This window comes from Streptomyces sp. NPDC091292, assembly GCF_044757265.1.
Lineage (GTDB): Bacteria > Actinomycetota > Actinomycetes > Streptomycetales > Streptomycetaceae > Streptomyces.
Genome location: NZ_JBIVUQ010000019.1, coordinates 1 through 23,568, shown reverse-complemented (window position 1 = coordinate 23,568; position 23,568 = coordinate 1). Strand labels below are relative to the sequence as shown.

Sequence of the window (23,568 nt, the reverse complement as noted above, 5' to 3'; positions counted from 1 at the left end):
CCCGTGTCCCCGAAATCCCCGTAATTCGCTTGTGTGTTCAAGCGTACGTCGGGATCCCGTCGAGGAGCCGGTCAGCCCCCGTTGCCCGGAATTTCCGTCAACCCGTGCCCAGGATCTCCGTCAAGTCGTACCGCACCGGCTCCTCCAACTGCCCGAACGTGCAGCTGTCCGGCGTCCGGTCCGGGCGCCAGCGGCGGAAGCGGGCCGTGTGCCGGAACCGTGCCCCGTTCTCCATGTGGTCGTACGCCACCTCGACCACCCGCTCCGGGCGCAGCGGCACCCACGACAGGTCCTTCTTGCCCGACCAGCGGCTCGGCGCGCCCGGCAGCCGCGCCGACTCGTGCGCCGTCTCGTCCGTCCACGCGGCCCACGGATGCCCCTGCGCCGACTCCATCCGCAGCGGCTCCAACTCCTCGATCAGCTCCGCCCGCCGCGCCATCGAGAAGGCGGCACACACCCCGACGTGCTGGAGGGCGCCCCGGTCGTCGTACAGGCCGAGGAGCAGGGAGCCGACGATGGGGCCCGTCTTGTGGAAGCGGTAGCCGGCGACCACGCAGTCCGCCGTCCGCTCGTGCTTGACCTTGAACATCAGACGCTCGTTCTGCCGGTAGCGCAGGTCGAGCGGCTTCGCGATCACCCCGTCCAGGCCGGCGCCCTCGTACTGCTCGAACCAGCTCCGCGCCACCTCGCGGTCCGTGGTCGCGGGCGCCAGATGCACCGGCGGTGTCACGCCGCGCAGCGCTTCGGCCAGACGGGTGCGCCGGTCCGTCAGCGGGGCGTCGAGCAGGCTCTCGTCGTCCAGGGCCAGCAGGTCGAAGGCGACGAAGGAGGCCGGGGTGCGCTCCGCGAGCGTCCGCACCCGGGAGGCGGCCGGGTGGATCCGCTCGGTGAGCGCGTCGAAGTCGAGCCGTCCCTCGCGGGCGATCACGATCTCGCCGTCCACCACGCACCGCTGCGGCAGCCGCTCCCCGAGGGCAGCCACCAGCTCGGGGAAGTACCGGGTCAGCGGCTTGCCCGTGCGGCTGCCCACCTCGATCTCGGGGCCGTCCCGGAAGACGATCGCCCGGAACCCGTCCCACTTCGCCTCGTACTGCATGCCCGGCGGGATGCTCGCCACGGACTTGGCGAGCATCGGCTTCACGGGTGGCATCACCGGCAGCTCCATACGCCGATTCTGCCGGGGACCGCGACGATCGGCCCGCTGTGCGGCGGCCCGATATGCGGCGTATGGGGGCCTCGCCTACTGTGACCGTCATGGGTGCGAGCAGCCATGGCGCGGCGATCGAGCTGGAGGCGGGCGGGCGGACCGTGCGTCTGTCCAGCCCGGAGAAGGTCTACTTCCCGGAGCGCGGGTTCACCAAGCTGGACCTCGCCCGCTACTACATCGCCGTCGGCGACGGCATCCTGCGCGCCCTGCGCGACCGCCCCACCACGCTGGAGCGCTACCCCGAGGGCCTGGGCGGTGAGTCCTTCTTCCAGAAGCGCGCCCCCAAGAACATGCCGAAGTGGATCCCCACGGCCCACATCACCTTCCCCAGTGGCCGCTTCGCCGACGAGATGTGCCCCACCGAGGTCGCCGCCGTCCTCTGGGCCGCCCAGTTCGGCACCTTCACCTTCCACCCCTGGCCCGTGCGGCGCGACGACACCGACCGCCCCGACGAACTCCGGCTCGACCTCGACCCGCAGCCCGGCACCGACTTCAAGGACGCGGTACGGGCCGCCCATGAACTGAGGGCGCTCCTGGAGGAGCACGGCCTGCGCGGCTGGCCCAAGACCTCCGGCGGACGCGGCCTGCACGTCTTCGTACCGATCGAGCCCCGCTGGACCTTCATGCAGGTCCGCCGCGCCGCCATCGCCTGCGGACGCGAACTGGAGCGCCGGATGCCGGGACGGGTCACCATCGCCTGGTGGAAGGAGGAGCGCGGCGAGCGCATCTTCGTCGACTACAACCAGACCGCCCGCGACCGCACCATCGCCTCCGCCTACTCCGTGCGCCCCCGCCCGCACGCCCCCGTCTCCGCGCCGCTGCTCTGGGACGAGGTGGACGACGTGGCACCCCAGGACTTCGACATCGCGACGATGCCGGTCCGCTACGCCGACGTCGGCGATGTGCACGCCGACATGGACGACCACCGGTTCTCGCTCGACTCGCTCCTCGAACTCGCCCGCCGCGACGAACACGACCACGGGCTCGGCGATCTGCCGTACCCGCCCGAGTACCCGAAGATGCCGGGCGAACCGAAGCGGGTCCAGCCCAGCCGCGCCCGGCACGACGACGACACCTGAGCCACAACCCCCCACCCCCGCAAACGGGTCTGGGCCCCTCCCGCCGGAGAGGGGCCCAGAGTCTTCACCGCAGGACTGCCCGCTCCCTACAGCTCCTTGATCCGGATGTCCCGGTACGAGACGACGTCCGTCGTGCTGTGCACCTGGAGCCCGACATACCCGGAGGCGAACCGCCGGCCGTCGGTGCCCGGGTCGTCCGACCGGGGCGGCTCGAAGACCTGACCGCCCGTGTTGTCGAACTCGTTGATCAGCACACCGTTGCGGAAGATCTGGTAGTGCTGGTCGACCACCCGGATCTCGTAGTCGTTCCACGTGCCCTTCTGCGTGACGCCCGCACCCGCGAGCCCCACCCGGTCGAAGCCGTAGATCGACCCGGTCTTGTACATGTCCCCGGTGGGGCTGTCGAAGACCTGCACCTCGTGGCCGTACTTGATGGCCACCCACTCCGGACGGGACTCCTCCGGGTGGTCGTGGACCTGCGGGAAGCGGACGAAGACACCGGAGTTGGCGTTGCCGGTGCCCGGCGCGTCGTCCCGCCACTGGAGCTTCAGCGAGAAGTCCCCGTACTTGCGCTCGGGGAACCACAGCATGCCCAGGCCGCCCTTGGTGGTGCCGGACGTCATCGAGCCGTCACCGTTCAGCGCGAACGAACCGCCGCCCACGTGCTCCCACTTGGCCAGGGAGCCCGTCGTGCCGTCGAAGATCGTGCGGTAGCCGGTCTGCTGTCCCGGCTTGCCGATCCCGGACTGCTTGGCCGCCTTGTTGATCTTGTTGTACTCGCGCTGGTCGATCACCCCTTCCTTGAGGAGCTTGTCGGTGACCGTCTTGACGTGCTTGAGGAACAGCGCCTGGGACGACCACTGCCGCTCGTCCTCGATCAACTCGTTGATCCGGCACCGGTTGTTGGTCACCCGGTTCGGGATCCCCGTGTCGACCGTGCCGACGATGACGGTCAGCCGCTCGTCGAACTCGGCGCAGTTCGGCGCCGGAACACCGCCGCCCGACGCGACCGTGAAGGTCACCGTCTTCGCCGCCGAGGTGTTGCCGGCCTTGTCGGTCGCCCGGTACGCCACCGAGTGTGCGCCGACCCGGTCCACGAGGACCGGCGCGCTGTACGCGAGGTACGGTCCGCCGTCGAGCGAGTACTCGACCTTGTCGACACCCGAACCGGCGTCCGTGGCTGTCACCGTCACCTTGGCGCTGGTGATGTAGGCGCCGTCGGAGTTCTTGTCGCCCGTGACGGTCGCGGAGGTCTCCGGCGGCGTCTTGTCCTGGACGGGCGGCGTGACCACCGTGAACTCGACGCTCTTCTCGGCGGCCTGGTTGCCCGCCTTGTCGGTGGCCCGGTAGCGCACCTTGTGGGTACCCACGGCGTGCACCATCACGGGCGCCGTGTACGCCTGCCACGCACCGGTGTCCCCGATCGCGTACTCGATGGTGTTGACCCCGGAGCCCGTGTCGGACGCCGTGACCGTCACCGTCGCCATGTCGAGATAGCGGCCCTGGTCGTCCTTCTCACCGCTGACGGTCGCCGAGGTCTCCGGCGGTGTCGTGTCGTCCGTCGGCGGCGCGACCACCGTGAACCGCTCGGTCTTCGCGGCGGAGGTGTTGCCCGCCTTGTCGGTCGCCCGGTAGCGGACCTCGTGGTCGCCGACCTGGTTGATCACCAGGGGCGCGGTGTACGGCTGCCAGGCGCCGTCGGCGCCCAGCGCGTACTCGATCCGGTCCACACCGGAACCCTCGTCGGTGGCGCTCAGCGTCACGGACGCGGAGCCGACATAGGCACCGTCCGCGTTCTTCTGCCCCTCGACCTTCGCCGTGGCCTCGGGCGCCGTGGTGTCCTCACCGGTGCCCTCGGTGACCACGAGGATGCCCTGCATGGAGCCGTGCCCCGGGATGGTGCAGTAGTAGCGGTAGCGGCCCGGCTTGAGGACGACCTCGGCGGTGTGCTTGCCGCCCTCGGCGTCGAACGGGTTGGCGAGGATGTTCAGCGGGATCTCGTTGTTGTACTCCGGGTCGGAGACGTCGAACGTCAGGGTGTGCGGCATCCCTGTGTCGTTCCCGGTCGCCGCGCTGTTCTCGAACACGATCGTCGCCGCGCCCGCCACCGCGGTCTGCGGCGCCGACGCGTACTTGGTGATGTCGTTGCCCGCCGTCCAGGTCAGCACCTGGGCGGCCTTGGTGTCGTCGGCGCGGCCGTACGCGACCGTCGAGGTCAGCCCGAGCACCATCAGCACGGACGCGAACAGCGCCGTCCACAGATGCCAGGGTCTCCGCCTGCGCACGCTGGTCATCATCCCGCCCTCCTGGCCAGATCACCGGCGGCCGGGGTGGGCCCGCCGCCCGTGTAGGTGACGCGCCACAGCGCCGACTTGGAGTCCGAGGTGAAGAAGCCCCGGCCGTAGTCGAGCACGTACAGCGCCCCGTCGGGACCGAACTTCCAGTCCATGAGGTTCTTGATGCCGTTGTTGCCCACCGGAATGATCTTCTTCAGGTTCTCCGCGTGGATCGGCAGCCCGCCGTCGCCCATCGTCTTCGGGTCCATGAGCACCGCGTGGCGCGGCTGGTCCCCGTCGTAGAAGTCACCGACGAACCACTTGCCGTCCCAGTACGCGGGCCACTTCACATCGCTGGAGTTCGCGGCGTCGAAGCGGTACACCGGGCCGTTCATCGTGGCCTGACCGCCGCCCTTGAGCCACGGCAGCAGATACGAGGCCTCCTCGTTCTTGTACGACGGCACGCCGTTCGCGTCCCGGGGGTAGTCCGGGGCGCCGCCCTGGGGCGAGTACCAGATGTTGTTGCCGGTCACCGGCGGCAGGTTCACCAGACCGTCGTTGTTCGGCGACTCGTTCTTCGGCTTGGCGCAGTCGTACCAGCCGAGCGGCTTCGTCGGGTCCGGCAGACCGCGGTCGCGGTAGGGCTGGTTGTTGCCCATGCAGAACGGCCAGCCCCGGTTGGACGCCTTGGTGATCGCGGCGAACGTGTCGTACTTCGCCGGACCCCACGTCGTCGACGGAGCGCCCGCGTCCGGGCCGACCCAGCCCGCGTACAGGACGTCGGTCTTCTGGTCCACGAAGATGCGCGCCGGGTTGCGGACGCCCATCACATAGATCTCACCGCGCGTCTTGCCGCCGCCCTCGGCCGTCTCCTTGCCCGTGAACAGATTGCCGTCGGGCAGTGTGTATGTGCCGTTCGGCTCCGGGTGGATCCGCAGGATCTTGCCGTTGAGGTTGTTGGTGTTGCCCGCGGTGCGGCGCGCGTCGGCGAACGAGACACCCTTGTAGTTCGGCTGCGGGTTGTTGCCCGAGTACCCGTCGCTGAAGCCACTGGAGTTGTTGTCGCCTGTCGCGATGTACAGGTTGCCCTTCGAGTCGAAGGTCATCCCGCCGCCGGCATGGCAGCAACTGTGCACCTGGACGGGCCACTTGAGCAGCACTTTCTCGCTGCTCAGGTCCAGCTTGTTCGTCGCCAGGTCGAGGGTGAACCGCGAGACACGGCGCTCGGCGATCTGCTTGTCCCGGTCGAGCTGGGAGTGCGGTGTGTAGTGCAGGTACACCCACCCGTTCTGCTCGAACTTCGGGTCCAGCTCGATCCCGAGCAACCCCTCCTCGACCTTGATGAGTTCGTCCCCGCCGCCCTTGTTGCCGAAGATCGTCAGGGCGCCCGCGAGCGTGACCTTCTTCGTCTTCGGGTCGTAGACGTGGATCTCGCCCTTGCCCTTGCCGATGTCCGGGTTGTTCCAGTCGGTGATCACAGGCTGCGAGGAGTCCGCGCCGCCCCGGCCGATGTAGATCACGCGTCCGTCGGGCGCGGTGACCAGTCCGTGCGGCTCGCCGATCTGGTCGTTCTGCCCCGGCTGGTTGGCCTGGGTCAGCCGCTCCGCCTTGTAGTTGGCGTCGATCGACGCCTTGCAGTCGGCCTGCGAGATCCGCGTGGTCCACATCAGGGCCCCGCGCAGATGGCTCCGGAAGTCGGTCTCGTCGTACGAGGACGTGGTGCCGCCCATTCCGGTGTAGAAGGAACGGCCGCCGTCGTAGTCACGGCACCAGGACACGGGGTGGTCCGCGCCGTTCTTGCCGGCGCCCGGCTGGTACGTCGACTCACGGACCCGGGCCACGGTGTGCACCGCACCCGTGGGGTTCTTCTCCCAGTTCAGCCACTTGTCGGGGCGCTTCCACTGGACGGGGAGGTCCTTGGTGGCCGGATGCTGACGGTCACCGACCTCGACGGTCGCCCGCTGCACGGTGGTCGGGCTGGTGTCGGACGGGCGGGCGCCGATCAGACCGGTGAACCAGTCCGAGTAGGGCTCCGCGCGGGCCGCGTCATGGATGCCGACGAAACCGCCGCCCGCCTCCATGTAGGTCTCAAGTCCGGCCTCCTGCTCCGGGTCCAGGACATCGCCGCCGCCGGTCAGGAACACGACAGCGTTGAACCTGCCCAGCTTGGTGCCGTTGGTGAAGACGGACGCGTCGTCGGTCGCCGTCACCGTGAACCGCTCGGCGGCCGGGCCCGACAGGCCGATCTTCTCGATCGCCGCGATCCCGGCGTTCACCAGAGGCGATTCCTCGCCCGCTGCCGCCGAGCCGTAGAACACCAGCACGCGCACGTTCGCCCCGCCGGGCGGCGACGGCAGGGACATCGTTGTCAGCGGCGCTTCGGGGTAAGGCCGCGCGGACGCGGCGGGTCCGGTCATGACTCCGGTGGTCACGGCTCCGGCGAGCAGGGCCGCGGCCCAGGCTCGGCGCGCACGCCCCCGTCTCACTAACACTCTGCTCAACCCAGGTACGGCTGAGGGCCTTTGATGCGGTGTCAGCCGCATGTGGGTCACCCATCCCTCCGTCGTCACATCAACAGCAACAGCAACAGCAACGGCTACAGCACACAGCCACAGCGCCGACGAAGCTAGACCTCTTTTCCCAGTTCGCCAATAGGTATGACCGCAAGAGAACGAACTTTGTCCTGAGTGTGGATAAACGAAGATCCCTTGGCTACCGTGTCGCCGACACCGGGGCACTGTCGTCGGCGTGCCCGCAACATGCGTACGAAGGTGGGGAGTTCCACGATGAGTGACGCGACGGGCGAGACGGCGGGTTCGGCGGCGGACGCGACCCCTGGCGCGCCGTCCGGTCTGGGCAGACGCGCGTTCAGCCGGCGGTTCCTGGCCGGGGGAGCGGTGGTCGCGGCCGGTCTGACATCGATGTCCGCGGCGTCGGCGCCGGAGAGTTCGGCGGCGGTCGGCGACCCGCCGAGGACGGCGCCCGCCGGCGGCGAGGTCCGGCACATCAAGATGTACGCCGAGAAGCTCGCCGACGGGCAGATGGGCTACGGCTTCGAGAAGGGCAAGGCGTCCATACCCGGCCCGCTCATCGAGATCAACGAGGGCGACACCCTGCACATCGAGTTCGAGAACACGATGGACGTCGCCGCCAGCCTCCATGTGCACGGCCTGGACTACGAGATCACCAGCGACGGCACCGCGCTCAACAAAAGCCAGGTCGCGCCTGGCGGCAAGCGCACGTACACCTGGCGCACCCATGTCCCGGGCCGCCGCAAGGACGGCACCTGGCGCTCGGGCAGCGCCGGCTACTGGCACTACCACGACCATGTCGTCGGCACCGAGCACGGCACCGGCGGCATCCGCAAGGGCCTCTACGGTCCGGTGATCGTCCGCCGCAAGGGCGACATCCTCCCCGACAAGACCTTCACGATCGTCTTCAACGACATGACGATCAACAACAAACCCGCCCACACGGGACCGGACTTCGAGGCCACCGTCGGCGACCGTGTGGAGATCGTCATGATCACGCACGGCGAGTACTACCACACGTTCCACATGCACGGTCACCGCTGGGCGGACAACCGCACAGGGCTGCTGACCGGCCCCGACGACCCCAGCCAGGTCATCGACAACAAGATCGTCGGACCCGCCGACTCCTTCGGCTTCCAGATCATCGCGGGCGAAGGCGTGGGCGCCGGCGCCTGGATGTACCACTGCCATGTCCAGAGCCACTCGGACATGGGGATGGTGGGCCTGTTCCTGGTGAAGAAGGCGGACGGCACGATCCCCGGGTACGAGCCGCACGAGCACTGAGCACTGAGCGCTGAGCGCTGAGCGCGGTCGCGCAGTTCCCCGCGCCCCTGGGGGCGCTGCCGACCGCAGCGGACTTCACTCGGTGAGTTCGAGCAGCGTCCAGGTTGTGCCGGGCTCCTCCTGGACGTAGAGCCTCGCGCCCCGGCACACCACGCGACGCCGGCCCAGAGCACCACCGTCGGGCCGCACCAGCCGGCTCTCGGCGACCGGCGTGACGCGCGCGCCGGTCAGCCGGCAGTCGACGAGCCGGTGGTGGTCGTCCCCGTACGGCGAGTAGAAGACGACCCGCTCACCGCGTACGGCGAATCCGGACGCGCCCCTGACGGGGTTGTCCCAGCTCCGCGCGGTCCCGTCCCGGCGCATCTCGACCAGGTCGAACCGCGTGTAGGCGCACACCCAGGTGGACCTCGTGGCGACGTTGAGGGCGTAGCAGTCGGAGATGTACTCCAGACCCGGGCCGGGCTTGTACTCCCGGACCGGTTCACCGGTGCTGCTCCACTGCCGGACGCCGGGCGCGCTGAGGTCGTCACCGAAGATGCCTTCATCGAAGTAGCCGACCCAGAACTGTCCGTCCTCGTCGGCCAGGAGATGTTCGACGGCGTCACCCAGCCGGAACGTCCACGACGACCGCCCCAGCGCGTCGAACACCTGCGCCTGCGGCTGCGTCTCGTCGCGCGGGCTGCGCACACCGGCGACGACGAAGCCGCCGTCGGGCAAGGCGTCGAACCTCACCCCGTACGGAAGTACCGCACTCAGATGCGTCTCGTACGCGTGTCCGTCGCCGACCGTGACGACCACCGCGTCGTAGGGCGGCCCGCCCCACACCGGAGCCTTCTCCGTGAGTAGCCAGTGCGCGCGCCCGTAGGCGTCGACGGTGCTGTGGGCGATGTGCCGGTCCTGGTAGGCGGCGGGCAGGTGGGCGTACGGGGTCAGCGGAACGTCGTTGACGGGGCTCATGGGTCTCCTCGGCGAAGGGCGGCGGTGTCCGTGGCGTGGGGCGGCGGAGACCGGCGGTGCGCGGGCCGAGGGTGGGAGCGTGGGGCCGTGGGACGGCGTGGCCCTAGACGGCATGGGCCTTTCTGGTCGTCATGGGCCGATCATGGTCGACGGCGGGCGCTCAGCGCAACGCTGTTTTCCGGGGTGGAGCGGGTGGTGGCGGGCGGGTCGGCAGGTGGGGCAGCACATGCGGCGGCACGGAAAGGGAGCGCTCTCTTCCGTCGGATCCGGCCGATATCCTGGCCGCGAGCCCACGCCGGAGGTGCACGCAAGGTGACCGAGCAGACGATTGCCACCCGCCCGACCCTGGAGGCGGTGGCAGCGCGCGCCGGGGTCTCCAGGGCGACCGTCTCCCGTGTGGTCAACGGCGGGGCCGGCGTCAGGGAATCGCTCGCCGAGCGGGTCCGTCGCGCGGTCGACGAACTCGGCTACGTTCCGAACCAGGCGGCCCGCAGCCTCGTCACCCGCCGTCACGACGCGGTCGCCGTCGTCATCGCCGAGCCCGAGACCAGGGTCTTCGCCGACCCGTTCTTCGCACTCCAGCTCCGTGGCATCAGCAAGGAGCTGACGGCCGCCGACTCACAGCTCGTCCTACTGCTCACGGAGGGCCGCGACGACCACGCGCGCGTGGGCCGCTATCTCGCGGGCGGCCATGTCGACGGCGCCCTCGTCTTCTCCCTCCACCTGGACGACCCGCTGCCGGACCTGGTGCGCGGCGCGGGCATCCCCACCGTCTTCGGCGGCCGGCCGAGCTGGTCGGGCTCGCCCTGGGACGGGCCGTACGTCGACTGCGACAACCGGGGCGGCGCGCGGGACGCGGTACGGCACCTTGTGGGCCTCGGACGGACCCGCGTCGCGCACATCACGGGCGCCCTCGACCAGACATCGGCCGTGGACCGCCTAGACGGGTTCCGCGATGTGCTCGTGGACGCCGATCCACGGCTGATCGTGGAGGGGGACTTCACCCCGGCGGGCGGGGAGCGCGCGATGCGGGAACTCCTGGAGCGCTGCCCGGACCTGGACGCCGTGTTCGCCGCGAACGACCTGACGGCCGTCGGCGCGCTGCGGGTACTGCGCGCGGCGGGCCGCCGGGTGCCCGACGATGTCGCCGTGATCGGCTTCGACGACATGCTCCCGGTCGCCGAACACAGCGACCCGCCGCTGACGACGGTCCGTCAGGACATAGAGGAGATGGGCCGCTTGATGGCCCGCCTCCTCCTGCGCCAGTTGGACCGCGTCCCGACGACGGCCGAGCCCACCCCGGTGGCCGACACCCCGAAAAGCGTCGTGATGCCGACCACCTTGGTCCGCCGAGCCTCGGCCTGAACCGGGAGAGACGGCGAAAGGCCGCCCCCGACCCTTCAGAGCCACCTTCTCCCGAGCCCCGGTGACGGTGCAGCCCCGCCGGGGACACTTCCCGCCGCCACGGTGCGCCGGCATGCCGGCGAATGCCCGGCGGCGTCGGAGACGGCCAAGTCGGCTGGCCCCCGACCCTGTGGGGGTCACTTCCCGCCGCCACGGCGCGTCGTCACGACGGTGAGTGTCCGGCGGCATGGGAGACGGCGGAATCGGCGGGATACCGGTCTCCCCGCCCGGGAAGGGCTACGCCCCCACGGTCACCGTGAACCGCACCGGGTGGCCGTCATGCGCCGCCCCCGACACGTCCGGCTGTCCGTCGGGCCGTACGTCGTCGTACGGGAACGCGTACCCGATGGGCGAGTTGGCGTGCACCACGCGCGCGTACTGGTTGGTCAGGCCCTGGTAGTAGTCGCCGGTCCCGGATCCGTTCGGCTGCTCGGGATGCGTGAGCATGATGCTCCGGTTGAACCCGGCGGCGAGCCGTGCGAGGAGGCCCTTCTTGTCGTCGGAGTCGCCCGGGTTGTTCGTGAACGGCCCGTGGTTGCACGTGAAGATGTCCTTGGACGCGGGCTTGGTGAAGGTGTGCCCGCCGGTGAAGGTCAGCGTGTCGCCGGAGACCCGCCCGGTGAACACGCCCCGCCCGCCCTGGAGATCGATCCTCAGGTCCTCACCGCGGTACTTCTCCCAGACCTGGTCGACATAGCCGTTCCACAGATCCCGGAACGGCATCTCGTCGGGCCGGTCGAAGAACGGCGCCATCAGGTTCTGCGGCGAGATCACCCGCAACACCTCACCGCCCGACCCCCGGATCACCAGCTTGTCCCACGGCTGGCCGTCCCGCCCGGCCTGGGCGACGAGGTCGGCCGCGATCCGGTCCACGGCCCCGTCCGGCAGCGGGGCGACGGTGTGCGTCGCGTCGCCCTCCAGGGTCAGCCCGATGGGGAGCGCGGTCACGAGGTCGACATAGCTGATGTTCGCGAACAACTGGTCCTGGTTGAAGGTGAACTCGCAGAACGACCAGGTCCGTCCGTAGTTCGGGTCGTTGGGCGTGGCGAAGGCGGGCTCGACCAGCGAGGGGCCCGGGTTGAGGAAGAAGTCCAGGGTGTCGTCCCGGACGAAGTACACCCGGGCGCCGAACATCTGAGGAAGCGTCAGTTCGACGGCGGGGGCGCCGGCGGCGCCGAGCGGAATGGCGCAGTCGACGGGCAGCGGGGTCTGCGGCGCGGACGGCGAATCGGGCCGGTAGACACTCCCGTCGGCGCGCAGCAGCACCCAGCCGTTGGTGCCCTGCTCGTGCCCGGTGACATAGGCGCGGACCGTACCGGGCAGGGACTTGTTCCGCAGGGCGAGACGGCAGGTCGCGGGCGCCGCGTCCGCCGTGGGGCTGAGAGCGCTCCCCCAGAGGGGATACGTGGCCGCCGTCGAGACAGCCGCGGCGCCCGTCAGAAACAGCCTGCGCGAGATCACGATGCAACTCCTGGGGTGTGGGGGGTTGGTGGGACTCAAGGGGCAGTGGGGGCCCCGGGCTCCCACTCTCCCGGCGGACCAAGAACGCGTCAAGAGTTCCGTCTGAGAGCGCTCTCAGTCATGCCCGGACGGCGCTGTGCGACGTGCGGTGGAAGACTCGGACTACAGACACAGACGCGACAGACGCGCGAGACGAACGGGACTCCCTTGAGGAGGGCACCATGCTCACCACCCGTTATGTGAACGGCGCCCCGAACTGGCTCGACCTCGGCACCCCCGACCTCGAAGGCGCCCTCTCCTTCTACGGCGGACTCTTCGGCTGGACGTTCCTGTCCGCGGGTCCCGAGGCCGGCGGCTACGGCATGCTCCAGTTGTCCGGCAAGACCGTCGCCGGCGCGATGACGGTCACGCCCGACCAGGGCCCGCCCTCCTGGAACGTCTACTTCCAGACCGAGGACGCCGACGCGACGGCCAAGACGGCCGAGCAGGCCGGCGGCTCCGTGGTGTTCCAGCCGATGGACGTCATGGACCAGGGCCGGATGGCGTTCCTCGCCGACTCCAGGGGCGTCGGCTTCGGCATCTGGCAGCCCGCGGCCAACCCGGGCCTCGACACCGTCACCGAGCCGGGCTCCCTGTGCTGGACGGAGCTGTACACCCCGGATGTCGACGCGGCAAAGGAGTTCTACGGCACCGTCTTCGACTGGGTCACCACCGACGTACCGTTCCCGGGAGGCACGTACACCACCGTGCGGCCCGCGACCGGGGGAGACACCTCCATGTTCGGCGGTCTGGTACCGGTCGACATGGATCCCGCCGAGGCCCAGGCCGGGCCGTACTGGCTGCCGTACTTCGAGGTGACCGACCCCGATGCCACGGTCGCCAAGGCGCAGGAGATCGGCGGCACGGTCCGGGTACCCGCGACGGACATCCCGGACGTGGGCCGCTTCGCCAAACTGGCGGACCGCTCCGGCGTACGGTTCGCGGTCATCAAGAGCGCGGAGTCATCGAGCTGATCGCGGAGCCGCATCGCGCTGATCGCGGAGCCGCATCGCGCTGATCGCGAAGTCCCGAAGTCGATCGGACTCGGTCCGGAGCGCCGGTTGGACGTGGCGTTGATGAGGCGTTGAGCGAACGTTTTTCGCCGGGCGGCACCATCGGTGCCATGCAGATCGACAGTGTCATTCCACGGGATCTCTCCTGGCAGGAGCAGGCGCTCTGTGCGCAGACGGGCTCGGAGTTCTTCTTCCCGGAGCCCGGCAGTTCGGTGCGCGAGGCCAAGCGCATCTGCCGGATGTGCGAGATGCGTGCGGCCTGCCTCCAGTACGCCCTCACCCACGACGAACGCTTCGGGGTCTGGGGCGGCCTTTCGGAGAAGGAGCGGCAGAGCCTGCGGCGCCCGGACTCGGCGCCCGGACTAGACCGGGACCGGTAAACGGGGGGGACCCGGCGCCGCCGGGGAGACATTCGCCTCCGTGGCGACACCGGGTCCCTCGGCAGCACCGGGTCCGTGGAACCCGACCACCCGCCCGCCGTGCGGTGCTGCGGGCTGTCTAGATCCGCCCGCGCGCGGCGAGCCGCGCCTTCCTGGCCGCCAGCTTCTCGTCGAACTTGCGGGCCTCCGCGTCCAGGCCGCCCATGAACAGGCCCAGTTCCTCCTGGGCGCGCACGCCCTCGGGGCCGAGCCCGTCGATCTCCATGACCTTCAGGAAGCGCAACACCGGCTGGAGCACGTCGTCGTGGTGGATGCGCATGTTGTAGACCTCGCCGATCGCCATCTGCGCGGCGGCCCGCTCGAAGCCCGGCATCCCGTGCCCCGGCATCCGGAAGCCCACCACGACATCCCGCACGGCCTGCATCGTCAGGTCGGGCGCGAGTTCGAAGGCGGCCTTCAGTAGATTGCGGTAGAAGACCATGTGCAGGTTCTCGTCGGTCGCGATACGGGCGAGCATCCGGTCGCAGACCGGGTCACCGGACTGGTGGCCTGTGTTGCGGTGCGAGATCCGGGTCGCCAGCTCCTGGAACGCCACATAGGCGACGGAGTGCAGCATCGAGTGCCGGTTGTCCGACTCGAAACCCTCCGACATGTGCGCCATCCGGAACGCTTCCAGCTTGTCCGGGTCCACCGCGCGCGAGGCGAGCAGATAGTCCCGCATCACGATCCCGTGCCGGCCCTCCTCGGCGGTCCAGCGGTGCACCCAGGTGCCCCAGGCTCCGTCGCGGCCGAACAGTGAAGCTATTTCGTGGTGGTAGCTCGGCAGGTTGTCCTCGGTGAGGAGATTGACGACCAGGGCGATCCGGCCGATCTCGGTGACCTTGGACTGCTCCTTGTCCCACGCCTCGCCGTCCTCGAAGAACCCCGGGAAGTTCCGCCCGTCCGACCAGGGCACATACTCATGGGGCATCCAGTCCTTCGTGACCCGCAGATGGCGGTTCAACTCGGTCTCGACCACTTCCTCCAACGCGTGGAGCAGTCGGGCATCCGTCCACGTCGACGGCGTGCCGAGGTCGGGCGAGGTGAGGGTCACGGGGGCTCCTGGGGACGGGAGTAGTACGGGAGTACTTGCGGGGACGACGACAACCTACGCAGACGTAGGCTACGTATCCGTAGGTTACGTTCCCGTAGGTTAAACGCTCCGTAAAGATCGTTTGTCACATGTACAGGTCACGGAGCCGGACCGAGAGGCAGGTCACACACCCTTCCAGCTTCTCGAACTCGCTGATGTCCACCAGCACCGGGTCATGGCCCAGGTCCGCGAAGAGTTCCGCCGTCTTGGGCGCGCTCGCCGCCATCAGCAGCGAGGACCCGCCGAGCAGCACCACATGCGCCCCCGACTCCTCCGGAACGGGCAGGAAACGCGGGAACAGCGACGGCGTGTCGACCAGCGGCTCGTACCCGATGACGGTGCCGTCCGGCAGCGCCGTGACCGCCGACTTCAGATGCAGCACCGAGCTGACGGGTACCGCCACCACCCGCGCGCCGAGCGGTTCGAAGGCGGCCCGCACCTGCTGCACCCCGGCCGCGTTGGTCCGCCCGCCGCGCCCCACGTAGATCGTGTCGCCCACCTTGAGGACATCGCCCCCATCGAGTGTCCCGGGATCCCACACCCAGTTGACGGACGCGCCAAGGCGCGCCACGGACTGCTCGACGCCCGCCGTCTCCGCGCGGCGCGGTTCGGCGCCCGGCCGGGTGATCAGGGCGACATTGCGGAAGACCACGACGGCGTCCTCCACGAACACCGAGTCCGGGCAGTCGTCCTCGGGCTCCACCTCCAGGGTTTCCCAGCCGTGTTCCCGCAGGGTCGCGGTGTAGGTCTCCCACTGGGCGAGCGCGAGCGCGGTGTCCACCGGCTCGCGCTCGATATGCGTGACGAGTCCTTCGGCGAGCCGCGGGCTGGGGCGGCGTACCAGGGCTTTCCTGCTGGGCACGGGGGATCTCCGAATCGACGGCGCGGTCGTGGGGGTCGGCGCTCATCATGCAGCGCCACGTCCGCACCACAACACCCCCCAACCCCACCTTTACCGGGCGGAGCCCACCACCGCGCGCCGCAGATGCCGGGCCGTCAGCGACCCTTCCGCGCCGAGCAGGTCGGACGGCGTGCCCTCGAACACCACCCGGCCGCCGTGCTTGCCGCCGTCCGGGCCGAGGTCGATCACCCAGTCCGCGTGCTTGACGACGTCCATGCTGTGCTCCACGACAAGCACCGTGTTACCGCCGTCCACCAGCCCGTCGAGCAGCACGAGCAGGCTGTCCACATCGGCCATGTGCAACCCGGTCGTCGGCTCGTCCAGGACGTACACCGCGCCGGTACGGTGCAGCCGGGTCGCCAGCTTGATGCGCTGCCGTTCACCGCCCGACAGCGTCGACATCGGCTGCCCGAGCGTCAGATACGTCAGTCCGACCTCGCTGAGCGCCCGCAGCCGGCGCCGTACGGAAGCGTCCGTGAAGTAGTCCAGCGCCTCGTCGGCCGTCATCTCCAGGACGTCCACGATCGACCGCCCGCCGACCGTCAGCCGTCGCACCTCTTCACGGAAGCGCTGCCCACCGCACGTCTCGCAGACCGTGGTGACCGGGTCCATGAACGCCAGGTCGCTGTGGATCACACCACGCCCCTGACAGGTCTCGCACGCCCCGCGCGAGTTGAAGCTGAACAGCCCCGCGTCGGCGCCCGTCCCGCGCGCGAAGATCTTCCGTACGGTGTCCATGATCCCGAGATACGTGGCGGGCGTGGAGCGGCCCGAGATGCCGATCGCCGACTGGTCGACGACCACCGCACCGGGGTGCGCGGCGGTGAACGCCTGCGACACCAGGGTGCTCTTGCCCGATCCGGCGACGCCCGTGACCGCGGTGAGGACGCCGGTCGGGAACTCGACGGTGACGTCCTTGAGGTTGTGCAGCCCCGCACCCCGTACCCACAGCCCGCCCGTCGCCTTGCGCGGCTCGTCCTTGAGGCCGGTGCGGCGGCGCAGGCAGCGGCCGGTCGGGGTGTCCGCGCGCGCCAGCGCCTCCGGGGTTCCCTCGAAGACGACCCGGCCGCCGCCCGCGCCCCCGCGCGGACCCATGTCCACCACGTGGTCGGCGGCGGCGATGACATCGGGGTCGTGCTCCACGACGAGGACCGTGTTGCCCTTGTCCCGCAGCCGCAGCAGCAGATCGTTCAGCCGTCCCACGTCCCTCGGGTGCAGCCCGACACTCGGCTCGTCGAAGATGTACGTCATCCCGGTGAGGCTGCTGCCCAGGTGCCGCACCATCTTCAGCCGCTGCCCCTCACCACCGGACAGCGTGGACGTCTCCCGGTCGAGGCTGAGATAGCCCAGGCCGATCGCCTCGATCCGCTCCAGCGCGCGTACGGCAGCCGCCGCGATCGGCCCGCCCACCGGGTGCTCCACGCGCGCGAGGACGTCGATCAGGTCGGCCACCTCCATCGCCGCGCACTCGGCGATGGACAGCCCGCACACCCGGGTCGCGAGCGCCGCCTCGTTGAGCCGGGCGCCCCGGCACCCCGGACACACCCGCTCCACCAGGTAGCCCGCCACCAGATCCCGGGTGCGCTGACTGAGCGCCGCCAGGTCCCGGTTCACGTACAGCCGCTCGAAACGGTCGGCGAGCCCTTCGTAGTCGATCTCGAAGCTGTTCCCCGCACTGGTCACCCGGACCTTCCGGCCCGTGCCGTCCCCGCGCATCAGGAACTCCCGCTCGGCGGCGGTGAACTCACCGACCGGCTTGTGCGTGTCCAGGGCGCCGGTGCTGACGTACGTCTGGCCCTGCCAGGTGCCGACCGCGAACGGCGGGAAGACGATCGCGCCGTCCGCGAGCGACCTGGCCGGGTCGAGCATGCGGTCCCAGTCGGGCCGCACCGCCCGCCCCAGGCCGTCACAGTCCGTGCACATGCCCGCCGCGTCGTTGAAGGAGTACGCCGTCGCCTCACCCGCGCTCGGCGTCCCGTACCGCGAGAACAGCACCCGCAGCACCGAGTAGACGTCCGTCATGGTGCCGACGGTGGAGCGGGAGTGGCCGCCGATCGGGCGCTGGTCGACCACGATCGCGGGCGACAGGTCCTCGATGGTGTCCGCCTGCGGTCGCTCGTACTTGGGCAGCCGGTTGCGGACGAACCAGGTGAACGTCTCGTTGAGCTGCCGCTGCGACTCGACGGCGATCGTGTCGAAGACGACCGACGACTTTCCCGATCCCGACACCCCTGTGAAGACCGTGAGCCGGTCCTTGGGGATACGCAGACTGATGTCCTTGAGGTTGTTCTCGCGGGCTCCGGACAAGGTGATGTAGGCGTGCATGCCCTCGACGCTAGGCGGAATACCCGACAGCTTCTGGCGTGATTTCCGTGAGTTCTCCGTCCAGGTGCAGCCAGCGTGTGATGCCGAGGGACTTCAGGAACGGCACATCGTGTCCTGCCACGATCAGCGCTCCCTCGTAGGACTCCAGGGCGGTCGTGAGCTGACGGACGCTCGCCAGGTCGAGGCTGTTCGTCGGCTCGTCGAGCAGCAGGAGCTGCGGCGCGGGCTCGGCGAGCATCAGCGCGGCCAGCGCCGCACGGAACCGTTCACCGCCCGACAGGGTGCCCGCGGGCCGGTCGGCCCGCGCCCCCTTGAACAGGAACCGGGCCAGCCGTGACCTGATCCGCTGCGGGGTGGCCTGCGGGGCGAACCGCGCCACGTTCTCGGCGACCGTCAGCGCACCGTCCAGGAGGTCGATCCGCTGCGGCAGGAACCGCGTCGGAACCAGCGCCTCCACCTCGCCCGAGACCGGCGCCAGTTCACCGGCGACGGTCCGCAGCAGCGTCGACTTGCCCGCGCCGTTGCGCCCGGTCAGCGCGATCCGCTCGGGGCCGCGCACCAGGAGTTCGCCGGAGACGGCCGCCCCGCGCGCGTGGCGCAGCGTCAGCGCACGCAGGGCGAGGACGTCCCGCCCCGCCGGGACCGCCGTGGCGGGCAGGTCGACACGGATCTCGTCGTCGTCCCTCACCGCGACGACCGCCTCGTCCAGACGCTCCTTCGCCGCCGCCAGCCGCTCCTCGTGCAGGACGCGGTGCTTTCCGGCGGCGACCTGGGCCTCGCGTTTGCGGGCGCCCATGATGACCTTGGGTTCGCGTTTGGTGTCCCACATCTTCTGGCCGTAGCGCTTGCGCCGGGCCAACTTCATGTGGGCGTCGGCGAGTTCCCGCTTCTGACGGCGTACGTCGGTCTCGGCGGCCCTGACCGTCCGCTCGGCGGCCTCCTGTGCGGCGGCGACCGCCTCCTCGTACCCGGAGAACCCGCCGCCGTACCAGGTGAGCGCGCCGTCGCGCAGATCGGCGATCCGGTCGACCAGGTCGAGGAGTTCACGGTCGTGGCTGACCACGACCAGCACTCCGGACCACGCCTGGACGGCCGCGTACAGGCGGCGCCGCGCGTACAGGTCCAGATTGTTCGTCGGCTCGTCCAGGAGGAGCACGCCGGGCCGCTCCAGGAGCAGCGCGGCCAGCCGCAGCAGCACGGACTCGCCGCCGGACAGTTCGCCGACGGTCCGGTCGAGGCCGATGGCGCCGAGCCCGAGCGCGCCGAGGGTCGCCAGGGCGCGCTCCTCGACGTCCCAGTCGTCGCCGACGGCGGTGAAGTGCTCGTCGGCCGCGTCGCCCGCCTCGATGGCGTGCAGCGCGGCGCGCGTGCCGGCGATCCCCAGCGCCTCGTCGACCCGCAGCCGGGTGTCGAGCGTGACGTTCTGCGGCAGGTAGCCGATGTCGCCGGTGAGGTGGACGGTGCCGTCGGTGGGGGTGAGTTCGCCCGCGATCAGCTTCAACAGGGTGGACTTTCCGGACCCGTTGACGCCGATGAGCCCGGTGCTGCCGGGGCCGAATGCGGCCTGGAGCCCGTCGAAGACGCGGGAGCCGTCGGGCCAGTGGAACGAAAGCGATGCGCAGGTGAGCGAGGAAAGGCGACTGGACATTTGGCCTCACGGTGGCTGGATACGGTCGGGGCGACGCGTACGGGACACCGCGAGGGCGGGACGGCGGAGGCGGGTGGAGCGTCCCGGGAAGGCCCTTGGAGCGGTCCTCGGAGACGGGCCCGATGGAAAGCTTCGGGCTCCGTGCGGAGGACACGGAGGGCGTGGGGACGGCTCGGCGGCCGAGGTCGTCCGCGAGGCACACAGCAGCGCGGGGCGGCTGTGCGACGCGGTGTCTCACGACCTCAGTAGTCCAACGTCCTTCTCCTGTTCGGGCTGCGGGGCTGTCCGGTGTGACCGGAGTGCTCTCCACGGTAGAAACCGGGCCGGGGCGGGTCAAGCGATTATCGTGGCGCCCGACGGCGCTCCCGCCCGCGCCGCTTCTGGAGGATGCCTCGTGCCCGACGGCCCGCTCTCACTGCCCGCCCGGCTCTATCTGCTCTCCTGGGACACCGCGAAGCTCAAGATCACCGGTGCCACTCATCTGGGCCGCCTGGTCAGAGCGGGCGCGCTCACCGAACTGGCCCTGCGCGGACTCCTCGTGGACGACGACGGCATCGTCAAGCCCGTCGACCCGGACGCCCGCACCGGAGATCCCGTCCTGGACGGCCTCATGGAGCTGATCGAGGAGTCACGGCCGCGCAAGTGGAAGAGCTGGGTCGGCTCACGGGCCGGGGTCACTCTCGACGCCGTGCGCGCCCAACTCGTCGCCGGCGGTCAACTGCGGGCCGTCCGCAAGCGCGTCCTGGGCGTCTTCCCGTCCGTCGAGTACACGCTGGAGGCCGTCACGACGGTCGACGCGCTGCGCGAGGAGGCCGTGGCCGTCCTGCGCGGCCCGGCGCCCGTCGCCGAGGTGTCCGACCGGGACGCCGCCCTCGTCGCCCTGGCCACCGCGGCGGAGGTACGCACGTTCGCGTCCGGCCAGGAACGCAGCCGGCACAAGCAGCGCATCGAGGAACTCACCGAACGCGCCGGAGCGGCGGCGCCCGCCCTGCGGAAGGCGATCCAGGAGGTGCGTACGGCGATGATCGTGGCGATCACGACGGGGGCGGCGACCGGGGCGGCGGCGGGCAGTTGACGGGGGTGGCTGACGGGGGTGGCTGACGGGAGGTTCGGTCCGCACGTTCACGTCGGATTCTCGCCAGCCCTCGGCCGCTGCGCCGTGATGGGGTCGACCGCATGACGCAAGAGACGCACACCCCCGCCCCGAGGCACGACCTACGCGCGCGGGCGCTCGCCTTCCGGGCCCTGCACCGCGCGGGTACACCCCTGGTCCTGCCCAACGCCTGGGACCTCGCGAGCGCCCGGGTGGTCGAGGAGGCCGGTGCCGCGGCGGTCGCCACCACGAGCGCGGGACTCGCCTGGGCGCTCGGCGCCCCGGACGGCGACCAGGTGGACCGCGACCGCGCCCTGGACGCCGTCGCGCGGATCGCGGCGGCCGTGGAGGTGCCGGTCACCGCCGACATCGAGGCGGGGTACGCGGCCGATCCGAAGGGCGTCGGCGAGACGATCCGCCTGGTGCTCGCGGCCGGTGCCGTGGGCGTCAACATCGAGGACGCCGCGTACGACGGCTCCGGGCCGCTGCGACCGGTGGCCGAGCAGGCCGAACGCATCCGGGCCGCGCGTGAGTCGGCCGACGCCGAGGGGGTGCCGCTGTTCGTCAACGCGCGCGTGGACACGTATCTGCGGGCCGTGGGGGAGCCTGGGGAGCGGCTGTCCGCGACGCTGGAAAGGGCCGCCGCCTTTGTTGCCGCCGGCGCGGACGGGGTGTTCGTGCCGGGCGTCGTGGAACCGGACACGGTACGGGCGCTCGCCGACGGGATCGACGCACCGCTGAACGTCATGGTCGGGCCCGGCGCCCCCACGGTCGCCGAACTGGCCGCGCTGGGCGTCGCCCGGATCAGCCTCGGCTCGGGCATCGCCCAGGCCGTGCACGCGCTGGTCCGCCGGGCCGCCCGCGAGGCACTGACCGAAGGCACCTACGACGCGCTCGCCGGCGGCGCGGACTACGGGGAGCTGAACGCCCTGTTCGGGCGGGCGTGATCAGTCGCCGTGCCCGGTGAAGCGTCATCCGCGGCCGTGATCAGCAGGCGTCGCGCATCAGCTCGGCGAGGTCGTGGTCCAGGTCGAGCTGGAGGTGCTCACGGCCGACCGGGACCAGCGCCGTGGCGCGCTTGAGGAAGCGGCGCAGCTCACCGCTGCGGACGTGCACGATCGCGGTGCCCTCGGGCGCGTGGAACTCCATGACGGTGCGGTCGTACCCGTACGGCCGTACACGTACGTCGCCGTCCCCTGTCGCCTCGGCCAGGCCGGTGGCGAGCAGGTCCCGCGCGAACGTCCAGCACACCTCGACGCCCTCCAGCGTGGACGGGGCGGGGAAGGTCATCCGGACGGCGAAGGGGTCCCGGCGGTCGTAGGAGAGCATGGCCGGGATCGTGGCCATTCGGGGCGCGGCGGCCACCAGGCGGGCCTCCACGGCTTGCTCGATGACGAGGGACAACGCCTGCCTCCTGGTGGTTGCGGTGACGACCGGGCCGGTACCCGAGTGGGCCGAACTGGTTCCGCCGGGCACTTGGATAGACGAAGAACGGACCCGATCCGTGCACCGGAATCCCTAGTGATGTCTGTCACGGCTCCGGAGGCGCGGCGATGGTGCGGCCGTCTGGACGGGCGGTGCCCGGTCGGCTAGCTTCGCCCGCCATGAGGGCCATGGGGAACATGAGGCGTACGGGGCGGGCGACGGCGGCGATCGTGGGGGGACTGGTCCTCACGGCGGCGCTCGCGGCGCCCGCTCAGGCGGCCGGTGCCGGTGCCGGTGGCTCCGGCGACGCCGAGGGCGGTCGGCACGGGCTGGGCTGGCGGCTCCAGGACAGCGGCACGGACGCCCGCTTCCGGGGACTCGCCGCCGTCGACCGGCGCACCGCGTGGGCCGCGGGCTCCCGGGGCACCGTACTGCGGACCCAGGACGGCGGCCGGACCTGGCGCGATGTGTCGCCTGTGGGCGCCGAGGGGCTGGAGTTCCGGGACGTCGAGGCGTTCGACGCGCGCCGGGCGGTGGTCCTCGCGATCGGCGAGGGCGACGCCTCGCGGGTGCTGCGCACCGAGGACGGGGGAGCGACCTGGACCGAGGCGTTCCGTAACCCCGACCCGAAAGCCTTCTACGACTGCGTCGCCTTCTTCGACCAGCGCAACGGCCTCGCGATGAGCGACCCGGTGGACGGCAAGTACCGCATCCTGTCGACCCGGGACGGCGGACGGTCCTGGACCGTGCTGCCGAGCGAGGGGATGCCGCCCGCGTTGGCGGGCGAGGCCGGATTCGCGGCGAGCGGCCAGTGCCTGGTGACGTCCGGTACGCGGGACGTGTGGCTGGCGACGGGCGGTGGCGCACGCGCGCGGGTGCTGCACTCCGCGGACCGGGGGCGCACCTGGACGGCCACCGACACACCGATTCCGGCGGGCGACCCCGCGCGCGGGGTGTTCGCGGTCGCGTTCCGGGACCGTGCGCACGGCATCGCGGTCGGCGGCGACTACCGCGCGGATCAGGCGTCGCCGGACGCGGCGGCGGTCACCGGCGACGGCGGCCGTACCTGGGGCCCGTCGGCGCAGCCGCCGCCCGCCTACCGCTCGGGCGTGACCTGGCTGCCGCACTCCCTCTCCCACAGCGTGGGCGCCCGGCACGCGGTCCTCGCGGTCGGCCCCACCGGCACCGACCTGACCACGGACGGCGGCCGGACCTGGCGCACCGTCGACACCGGCTCGTACGACACCGTGGACTGCACGGCGGACGGAACGTGCTGGGCGTCGGGCGAGAAGGGCCGCATCGCGCGCGTGGAAACCCGCTAGACGAGTCATTCCTATGTGATCAGTGGTCGTAGGCGATCAAGGATCGTGTGACCGGCTGGCCGGTCTTGTGGTTGTGCCAGATCGCGGCGGT

At 70.7% G+C, this 23,568-nt stretch carries 18 protein-coding genes; 8 read left to right on the top strand and 10 right to left on the bottom strand.

The features are described 5' to 3' along the window. Positions 1 to 97 precede the first annotated feature (97 nt). On the bottom strand, positions 98 to 1,165 hold the full coding sequence (locus tag ACIQNU_RS34790) for an ATP-dependent DNA ligase (protein WP_401373992.1): 1,068 nt from the start codon (positions 1,163 to 1,165) through the stop codon (positions 98 to 100). Between the two features lie 89 nt (positions 1,166 to 1,254). Between ACIQNU_RS34790 and ligD the strand changes: the two genes are divergently transcribed. Continuing rightward, positions 1,255 to 2,286, top strand: a complete 1,032-nt coding sequence (ligD, locus tag ACIQNU_RS34785; protein WP_401373990.1) for a non-homologous end-joining DNA ligase — start codon at positions 1,255 to 1,257, stop codon at positions 2,284 to 2,286. Between the two features lie 86 nt (positions 2,287 to 2,372). On the opposite strand, the gene ACIQNU_RS34780 is transcribed toward ligD, so the two are convergent. Continuing rightward, on the bottom strand, positions 2,373 to 4,517 hold the full coding sequence (locus ACIQNU_RS34780; protein ID WP_401374173.1) for an OmpL47-type beta-barrel domain-containing protein: 2,145 nt from the start codon (positions 4,515 to 4,517) through the stop codon (positions 2,373 to 2,375). 62 nt (positions 4,518 to 4,579) lie between these two features. Next, complete coding sequence (locus tag ACIQNU_RS34775) at positions 4,580 to 6,979, bottom strand: ThuA domain-containing protein (RefSeq protein WP_401373988.1); 2,400 nt, start codon at positions 6,977 to 6,979, stop codon at positions 4,580 to 4,582. 435 nt (positions 6,980 to 7,414) lie between these two features. On the opposite strand from ACIQNU_RS34775, the gene ACIQNU_RS34770 reads away from it, so the two are divergent. Beyond that, the gene (locus tag ACIQNU_RS34770; RefSeq protein WP_401374170.1) at positions 7,415 to 8,377 is read left to right on the top strand and encodes a multicopper oxidase domain-containing protein; all 963 of its coding nucleotides are present in this window, start codon (positions 7,415 to 7,417) and stop codon (positions 8,375 to 8,377) included. A 75-nt stretch (positions 8,378 to 8,452) separates the two neighbouring features. On the opposite strand, the gene ACIQNU_RS34765 is transcribed toward ACIQNU_RS34770, so the two are convergent. Beyond that, on the bottom strand, positions 8,453 to 9,334 hold the full coding sequence (locus tag ACIQNU_RS34765) for a hypothetical protein (RefSeq protein WP_401373986.1): 882 nt from the start codon (positions 9,332 to 9,334) through the stop codon (positions 8,453 to 8,455). Positions 9,335 to 9,646: 312 nt separating this feature from the next. Between ACIQNU_RS34765 and ACIQNU_RS34760 the strand changes: the two genes are divergently transcribed. Next, on the top strand, positions 9,647 to 10,699 hold the full coding sequence (locus ACIQNU_RS34760) for a LacI family DNA-binding transcriptional regulator (protein ID WP_401373984.1): 1,053 nt from the start codon (positions 9,647 to 9,649) through the stop codon (positions 10,697 to 10,699). A gap of 276 nt (positions 10,700 to 10,975) precedes the next feature. Here the strand turns inward: ACIQNU_RS34760 and ACIQNU_RS34755 are convergent, their stop codons facing one another. Further along, a complete protein-coding gene (locus tag ACIQNU_RS34755) occupies positions 10,976 to 12,199 on the bottom strand; it encodes a glycoside hydrolase family 64 protein (protein ID WP_401373982.1) in 1,224 nt (407 codons plus the stop codon). 221 nt (positions 12,200 to 12,420) lie between these two features. On the opposite strand from ACIQNU_RS34755, the gene ACIQNU_RS34750 reads away from it, so the two are divergent. Further along, a complete protein-coding gene (locus ACIQNU_RS34750; protein WP_401373980.1) occupies positions 12,421 to 13,212 on the top strand; it encodes a VOC family protein in 792 nt (263 codons plus the stop codon). Between the two features lie 149 nt (positions 13,213 to 13,361). Beyond that, positions 13,362 to 13,631, top strand: a complete 270-nt coding sequence (locus tag ACIQNU_RS34745; protein WP_401373979.1) for a WhiB family transcriptional regulator — start codon at positions 13,362 to 13,364, stop codon at positions 13,629 to 13,631. Positions 13,632 to 13,749: 118 nt separating this feature from the next. Here the strand turns inward: ACIQNU_RS34745 and ACIQNU_RS34740 are convergent, their stop codons facing one another. The 4 genes from ACIQNU_RS34740 to ACIQNU_RS34725 all read right to left on the bottom strand — a co-directional run bounded on the left by ACIQNU_RS34740 (position 13,750) and on the right by ACIQNU_RS34725 (position 19,637). Beyond that, positions 13,750 to 14,724 (bottom strand): acyl-ACP desaturase, encoded by a 975-nt coding sequence (locus ACIQNU_RS34740; RefSeq protein WP_401373977.1) that lies wholly within the window; start codon positions 14,722 to 14,724, stop codon positions 13,750 to 13,752. A gap of 124 nt (positions 14,725 to 14,848) precedes the next feature. Beyond that, positions 14,849 to 15,625: a dimethylargininase gene (gene ddaH / locus ACIQNU_RS34735; RefSeq protein ID WP_401373975.1), complete on the bottom strand. Its 777-nt coding sequence runs from the start codon at positions 15,623 to 15,625 to the stop codon at positions 14,849 to 14,851. 90 nt (positions 15,626 to 15,715) lie between these two features. Then, positions 15,716 to 17,989, bottom strand: coding sequence for an ATP-binding cassette domain-containing protein (locus ACIQNU_RS34730; protein WP_401373973.1), 2,274 nt, complete (start codon positions 17,987 to 17,989; stop codon positions 15,716 to 15,718). Positions 17,990 to 17,999: 10 nt separating this feature from the next. Beyond that, positions 18,000 to 19,637 (bottom strand): ABC-F family ATP-binding cassette domain-containing protein, encoded by a 1,638-nt coding sequence (locus tag ACIQNU_RS34725; RefSeq protein ID WP_401373972.1) that lies wholly within the window; start codon positions 19,635 to 19,637, stop codon positions 18,000 to 18,002. Positions 19,638 to 20,031: 394 nt separating this feature from the next. Between ACIQNU_RS34725 and ACIQNU_RS34720 the strand changes: the two genes are divergently transcribed. After that, positions 20,032 to 20,712, top strand: coding sequence for a GPP34 family phosphoprotein (locus ACIQNU_RS34720; RefSeq protein WP_401373970.1), 681 nt, complete (start codon positions 20,032 to 20,034; stop codon positions 20,710 to 20,712). Positions 20,713 to 20,813: 101 nt separating this feature from the next. Beyond that, a complete protein-coding gene (locus ACIQNU_RS34715; protein ID WP_401373969.1) occupies positions 20,814 to 21,677 on the top strand; it encodes an isocitrate lyase/phosphoenolpyruvate mutase family protein in 864 nt (287 codons plus the stop codon). Between the two features lie 40 nt (positions 21,678 to 21,717). Here the strand turns inward: ACIQNU_RS34715 and ACIQNU_RS34710 are convergent, their stop codons facing one another. Continuing rightward, a complete protein-coding gene (locus ACIQNU_RS34710) occupies positions 21,718 to 22,134 on the bottom strand; it encodes an SsgA family sporulation/cell division regulator (RefSeq protein WP_401373967.1) in 417 nt (138 codons plus the stop codon). Between the two features lie 209 nt (positions 22,135 to 22,343). Here ACIQNU_RS34710 and ACIQNU_RS34705 point away from each other — a divergent pair, with 209 nt between their 5' ends. Further along, positions 22,344 to 23,477, top strand: a complete 1,134-nt coding sequence (locus tag ACIQNU_RS34705; protein WP_401373965.1) for a WD40/YVTN/BNR-like repeat-containing protein — start codon at positions 22,344 to 22,346, stop codon at positions 23,475 to 23,477. Positions 23,478 to 23,568 lie beyond the last annotated feature (91 nt).